We start from the raw sequence: 6,294 nt of genomic DNA, 5'->3' as shown, positions 1-6,294 counted from the left end.
ACCAACCACACAGCAATCACATTTCAGCAGCACTTAAATTGATGATTTATAATACTTGCCTGCTGTGAAAACGATATTGGGGACTCATCATGGCAAAAGAGCTCACCTTTACTAACCAGACGCTTTCCTTAATCACCAGACCGTCGCTGCAGTCATGCGCGCTGTCCCAGAACTTAAGGAAACTACTTAAGATGGATGTTAAAATCATCAACATTCATCTCGTTAGCATTGAGAACTTAAGCTCAGACATTATCCTTTTCGATATGATGGAAACGGATAAACGTCTTATAAAAGCCTGGCAGGAAGAGCTGTGCAAACTCAGCAATGGCGTAAAGCTACTCCTGTTCAACACACCCGAGGAGTACTCTTACCCGGATATCGAGGTGTGGCCGCACATTAGCGGCATTTTCTATGCGCATGATGAAGAACCTTTTCTGGTGAAAGGTTTGCAGAAGGTTATGGAGGGGGAGTGTTATTTTTCGCGCAAGCTCGCCAGCTACCTGATCATGCATGCCGGCAACTATCGCTATGACAACTTAGAAAGCACTATCCTTACCTATCGGGAAAAAGAGATCCTGAATAAGTTGAGGATCGGCGCGTCCAATATTGAGATAGCCCGCGCGCTATTTATCAGCGAAAGTACGGTAAAAACGCATCTGTATCATCTGTTTAAGAAAATTGACGTCAAGAATCGCACGCAGGCCGTTTCCTGGGCCAACGACAATTTTAAACATTAGCGACGGGCACAAAAAAACGGCGGGAGGATGAATCCCCCCGCCGTTTTGTCCTCTCAACGCCATTACAGCGCCGATTCTTTTGTCTGTTTACTCTCTGCTTTACGGCTCGCCAGCCACAGGCCGCTGTTTTTCATGGCATAGCCAAACAACAGACCGACCAATAGCGAAGGAACTACCGCTCGCCAGTTCCCCTGCCCTGCAAACGTCGCACAAGCGCCGATAAAGGTGCCGGGAACGAAAGACAGCAGCAGCTGTTTTGACTGTATGCACATCAAAAAGGCCACCACCCCGGTCATCACGTAGCTGACGATCTCCAGATGCGGCGCCAGCGCGCTGCCGTAGATAATCACCAGCGCCCAGATGACACCGCTCATGGTGGTACAGGCTGAAATAACCAGCCCTTTCAACCCGCCCTGCGGACAGGCGAAATAGGCCGTACAGCCAAGAAAACCGGCCCAGCTTAATAAACCCAGCGATACGGCTACCCATCCCCAGATACCGGAGAGAATGCCTGTCGTGATTGCGATAGCTAAAATAACGTTCATAGCGAGCATCTTAGCAGATGCTCGACTTTATGATGAGATCACGAGCACGTTATTCTCATCACGTACATTTCATTTGCACTAAAAATGTGACTTAAATCACTCTTCATCTTCTTCCTGCAGTTCATCCCACATCGCCGCTATCGCTTCGCGCGTCATCGGCGCCATAGTACGCCAGAAGGCGGTCGTCGCATGGGCTTCCACTTTACCGAGAAACGTTTCAAACCACGGCAGCAGATACTCAGCAAACAGCGTTTCGAGCGCGTCGCTATCCTCTTCAACGTTATCTTCCAGCCAGGAAGCCGCCAGCAACAGCGTCCCCATCTGATCCGCCGGACCCTCGCCCAGCGGCATACCGTTGCTGGTCAGGAAGGTGCGCACTTCTGCTTCGCTCGCCCCTTCCACCCATGCGCTGCGCACTGGCGGAACGCGACACTCTTCACCCACGAACAGCGCGTTGTAGTCGGCAGCAATCTGCTGAATATCGCAGCTCTTTTGCAGACGAGCCAGCAGTTCATCCTGCTCCAGCGGCCAGTGTGCCGCCAGCTTGCCTTCCCGAATCAGGGTAAACAGCGGCACCAGCAGAGGATCCTGCGGCTGACGATAATACAGGGAACCCAGCGCGCGGCAGAGGATTGAAAACTCGTTCATTCAGTTATTCCAGTTAGTCATTAAAAATCAGCAAATTCAGGAATCGACGGCATCCCGCGCGATTCAAGGAAATTCAGGAAACGTCGTGGGGTGACGTTAAGGATCCGATCCTGTGGGAAATCAACGGCATCAAGGATCTTCTGGCATTCGGTAAACTCGCCCAGGGTAAACGCGGTGTGCGAGTCAGAGCCCAGAGCCAGCCAGCCGCCCGCATCGCGAACCGCAGCGGCTATCGCCAGGCAGTTTTGTTCGCTGCCAACGCGCGAGCTGACAAACGAGGAGTTGTTGATCTCCAGCGCCACCTGATATTTCGCGGCGGCGGCGGCAATTGCCGGAATATCCACCGGGAACTTCGGATTACCAGGATGGGAGATCATGTGCACATTACCGCTCGCCATCGCGGCGATCATCGCCTGGGTATGCGTCTCTTTGTCCTGCGGAGCAAAGACCGGCTCGTGGAAACCGGCGATGATAAAGTCGAGCGAGGTTAACATCGGCCCGGTACAGTCGATTTCTCCCGCAATATTTTTGATATTGGCCTCAATACCGCGCAGGATACCGACGTCCTCTACAATTCGCGGCCAGATACGCATATTCACAAAGTGCCAGTAGTGCGGCGCATCAGCCATGTCCGGGCCATGGTCGGTAATGGCGAAGAGTTTAATCCCTTTACGTTTCGCCTCTGCAATATAGTCATGCAGCGTACTGTATGCGTGCGTGCTGGCAACGGTGTGCATATGTAAGTCAACAGGATACATCACTTTCTCCTCTCTCGTGATAAACCAAGGATAGCAGGAAAGCCTTGCGTTTATTAGCCTGACGCATCAATAGCCACGTACCCGATCGACCTGCCCGCTCGGCGTTTCGCCACGTTCAAGCTGGGTAATGGTCTGAGCAATATAGGCAATCGCCTCCTGTGGACGCGTTACAGCAGCCACGTGCGGCGTCATGGTGACGCGTGGATGAAGCCACAGCGGGCTCTCTTTCGGTAGCGGTTCACGGCTGAACACGTCGAGCATGGCGGCTTTGAGTTTACCGCTATCGAGAGCCGCCAGCAGGTCGTTCTCCACCACGTGGACGCCACGGGCGAGGTTCAGAACATAGCTGTTGTCTTGCAGCTGTTCCAGTAAGGAGGCATTGATAATACCCACGGTTTCCGCCGTATTTGGCAGCAGATTAATCAGCACCCGCGTACCGCGTAAAAACTCGCCCAGTTCAGCATCTCCGGCGAAACTGGTCACCTGTGGCCAGCTTTTGCGGCTGCGGCTCCAGACCCGCACCGGGAAGCCCCACGCCAGCAGGCTCTCTGCCACTTTCGACCCCAGAACGCCTGCCCCCATGATCCCAATGGTAAATTCGTCATGGGTATAGTCGGCCAACGGTTGCCACGTAGACTCCCGCTGCAATGCCTGATAATCATCAAAGCGGCGGAACCAGTGCAGCACCTGGCTTACCGCATATTCCTGCATCTGAATACCCATGCCGGTGTCTTCCAGGCGGAACAACGGAATCGACTGGGGCAGCATTTCCGGATTGGCCTTCAGTTTGCTGAGGATGGAATCTACTCCCGCCCCCAGCGCAAACACCGCCTTCAGCGCACGGCCTTGTAACATCTCGACCGGTGGATGCCACACCAGCGCGTAATCTGCCGGCGCATTGTCCCCGCGCTCCCAGCCGCGAATACGCGCGCCGGGTAGCTTTTTGCTTAGCTCAGCAATCCAGTAAGGGGTATCAAACGTCGGGTGATAAAAGATGATCTCCATAGTGACTCCTGCTCAGAGCGCCCGTATTCGCGTCAACCAGGCGCGGTTTTCGATTATTTTTGTGGTTTCACAGAATAACAAATTTCGGATACCCGTCCGGAAAAATGCAGGGGTGATCGCAAAAAAGACGATTTATGAATGTTTAAGAAGCAATTTGCTTGAAGTTTGTCTAAACGCACGATTTTTCGAAAAAGTTTATTGACGCTGACGGCCCTTTTCCCTACATTAGCGCTCGTCCCAGCGATGCTGGGAAGACAATATGGTGAGGTGTCCGAGTGGCTGAAGGAGCACGCCTGGAAAGTGTGTATACGGCAACGTATCGGGGGTTCGAATCCCCCCCTCACCGCCATATTCGAGAAAGAGCTCGTACGCAAGTACGGGCTTTTTTTTTCGCATGTTGCACGCCTGCGGGGGGATGAGAATCCCCGACCGGGGTTCGACAACTGGCGCAGCCAGTTGGACAGACCGCGAACGCAGTGAGTGGGCTGCCCCGAAGGGGCGAGCAAAGCGAGTCAATCCCCCCCTCACCGCCATATTCGAGAAAGAGCTCGTACGCAAGTACGGGCTTTTTTTTTCGCATGTTGCACGCCTGCGGGGGGATGAGAATCCCCGACCGGGGTTCGACAACTGGCGCAGCCAGTTGGACAGACCGCGAACGCAGTGAGTGGGCTGCCCCGAAGGGGCGAGCAAAGCGAGTCAATCCCCCCCTCACCGCCATATTTAAAGAAGAGCTCGTACGCAAGTACGGGCTTTTTTTTCGCATGTTGCATGCCTACGGGAAGATGCCTCCTGTAACCAGGCTATCCCACCGCCACGCTATCCGCGACCTGTGCCGCCAGGCGCAGCGATTCCGCCGTAAGCGGAGTATCAACGCGGATGCGCAGCTGCCCGACGATCCGTCCCTGTATCGCTTCACAACTGCTGTACACCAGCTGTGAGCGACCGCCCAATACGCTCGCAATTTGCTGTAAATCCGGTTCCCGCCCATTCACGCCGTTAAAATGCAGCGTCACCAGTTGCTGCCCTGTGGTTAATAATTCGCGATTCTCCTCCCGCCCATGATGCAACGTTTGCAGCATCCCACGGGTCACCTCGTGCTGCGGGTCGCCAAAGACGCGCCATACCTCGCCTTGTTCGATTACACGCCCCTTTTCCAGCACCGCGACGCGATCGCAGAGCGTGCGAATCACATCCATTTCATGGGTGATGAGGATAATAGTCAGCCCCAGCCGCTGGTTAATCTCTTTGAGTAAACTCAGCACCGCCAGCGTGTTCTCCGGGTCAAGCGCTGAAGTCGCCTCGTCGCACAGCAGGATCTCCGGCTGAGTAACCAGCGCGCGGGCTATACCGGTGCGCTGCTTTTGCCCGCCCGACAACCGCGCGGGCCAGCTGTCACGCAGGGCCTCCAGCCCGACCAGGCGCAACATATCGTCCACCCTGCGGCGACGCTCGGCGGCAGGAACCCCGGCCATTCTCAGCGGCAGCTCGACATTCTCCGCCACCGTCTTCGTCGACATCAGATTGAAATGCTGAAAGATCATCGCCACGCGACGGCGCAGATCCCGCAGTTGTCCCCGTCCACCGCCGCTCATCGGCACCCCATGAATGGCAATCTCGCCGCAATCGGCGGTTTCCAGACGGTTAAACAAGCGCAACAGCGTCGATTTCCCCGCGCCGCTGCGTCCGATAATGCCGAACACCTCTCCGGCATGGATATCCAGATGAATATCGTCCAGCGCCTGCACGCCGTTGGCGTAGGCTTTACTGATGCCCTGCAGGCGAATATGCGGATGTTGCGTCATAGCCACTCTCCTAAAAACCGGGGGCAATTTTTCCCTGATACTTTGTCAGAATGAACTGGCGAACCGCATCGGAGTTCAGCGCTTTGGCCAGTTTCTGAATACCGGGATCGTTAATGTTATCCGGGCGTGCGACGAGGTATTCGATATACAGGCTTTTGCCTTTTTCGACGATCAGCGCTTTATCGGTATCAATACCGGCTTCCAGCGCGTAATTAGCGAAAATAAACGCCAGATCCACCTGACTCACCGCCCGGGCCAGCATAGCGCCTTCCAGCGGGCGAATCTTGAAGTGGTGCGGGTTGGCGGTGATATCCTTCTGGGTCGATTGCGGATCCTCCGGATGCTTTAACGTGATCAGCCCCGCCTCGCTCAGCAGCACCAGCGCTCGCCCGGTATTGACCGGGTCATTCGGAATGGCGATCGTCGCCCCCTCCGGCAGTTCACTCAGGCTTTTGTATTTGGTGGAATAAGCGCCAAACGGCTCGATATGCACGCCGACCACCGGGACCAGATTGGTGTGGCGGTTCTTGTTGTAATCATCGAGGAACGGGCGGTACTGGTAGTAGTTGGCATCCAGATTTTTTTCCGCCAGCTGCTGATTCGGCTGGATAAAGTCGTTAAAGACTTTCACCTGCAAATCAACGCCCTCTTTTGCCAGCGTCGGCTTCACAAACTCCAGAATTTCGGCGTGCGGCACCGGCGTCGCGCCGACCACCAGCGTTTCATTTGCGGCGGCAGAAAAGGAAAACAGCGCCAGCAGACCGGCAATCACAGTTTTTTTCATCGTTTCACCCTGTCG

The 6,294-nt window shown here is 54.9% G+C and carries 7 protein-coding genes and 1 tRNA gene; 2 read left to right on the top strand and 6 right to left on the bottom strand.

What is annotated here, in order from left to right; translation table 11 throughout:
• Positions 1-89: 89 nt before the first annotated feature.
• Positions 90-737 (top strand): biofilm master transcriptional regulator CsgD, encoded by a 648-nt coding sequence (csgD, locus tag NNN71_RS06305; RefSeq protein WP_163449623.1) that lies wholly within the window; start codon positions 90-92, stop codon positions 735-737.
• 62 nt (positions 738-799) lie between these two features.
• Here the strand turns inward: csgD and NNN71_RS06300 are convergent, their stop codons facing one another.
• The 4 genes from NNN71_RS06300 to ghrA form a co-directional block, all read right to left on the bottom strand.
• Complete coding sequence (locus tag NNN71_RS06300; protein ID WP_271458107.1) at positions 800-1,282, bottom strand: DUF1097 domain-containing protein; 483 nt, start codon at positions 1,280-1,282, stop codon at positions 800-802.
• A 96-nt stretch (positions 1,283-1,378) separates the two neighbouring features.
• Positions 1,379-1,930 (bottom strand): TorD/DmsD family molecular chaperone, encoded by a 552-nt coding sequence (locus NNN71_RS06295; RefSeq protein ID WP_223802316.1) that lies wholly within the window; start codon positions 1,928-1,930, stop codon positions 1,379-1,381.
• Between the two features lie 20 nt (positions 1,931-1,950).
• On the bottom strand, positions 1,951-2,688 hold the full coding sequence (locus NNN71_RS06290; RefSeq protein WP_271458106.1) for a phosphatase: 738 nt from the start codon (positions 2,686-2,688) through the stop codon (positions 1,951-1,953).
• A 66-nt stretch (positions 2,689-2,754) separates the two neighbouring features.
• Entirely contained in the window at positions 2,755-3,693 is a 939-nt protein-coding gene (gene ghrA / locus NNN71_RS06285; protein WP_271458105.1) for a glyoxylate/hydroxypyruvate reductase GhrA, read from the bottom strand.
• A 261-nt stretch (positions 3,694-3,954) separates the two neighbouring features.
• Here ghrA and NNN71_RS06280 point away from each other — a divergent pair.
• A tRNA-Ser gene (locus NNN71_RS06280) sits at positions 3,955-4,042 on the top strand.
• A 451-nt stretch (positions 4,043-4,493) separates the two neighbouring features.
• Here NNN71_RS06280 and NNN71_RS06275 read toward each other — a convergent pair.
• Both NNN71_RS06275 and NNN71_RS06270 read right to left on the bottom strand, forming a co-directional pair.
• The gene (locus tag NNN71_RS06275) at positions 4,494-5,495 is read right to left on the bottom strand and encodes a methionine ABC transporter ATP-binding protein (protein WP_163447955.1); all 1,002 of its coding nucleotides are present in this window, start codon (positions 5,493-5,495) and stop codon (positions 4,494-4,496) included.
• A 10-nt stretch (positions 5,496-5,505) separates the two neighbouring features.
• Positions 5,506-6,279 (bottom strand): MetQ/NlpA family ABC transporter substrate-binding protein, encoded by a 774-nt coding sequence (locus NNN71_RS06270; RefSeq protein ID WP_167576211.1) that lies wholly within the window; start codon positions 6,277-6,279, stop codon positions 5,506-5,508.
• Between the last annotated feature and the right edge of the window lie 15 nt (positions 6,280-6,294).

Source organism: Kluyvera sp. Awk 3 (genome assembly GCF_028069715.1).
Classification (GTDB): domain Bacteria; phylum Pseudomonadota; class Gammaproteobacteria; order Enterobacterales; family Enterobacteriaceae; genus Kluyvera; species Kluyvera georgiana_A.
The sequence above is the reverse complement of the archived record's forward strand: the minus strand, read 5'-3'. Positions and strand labels throughout refer to the sequence as shown.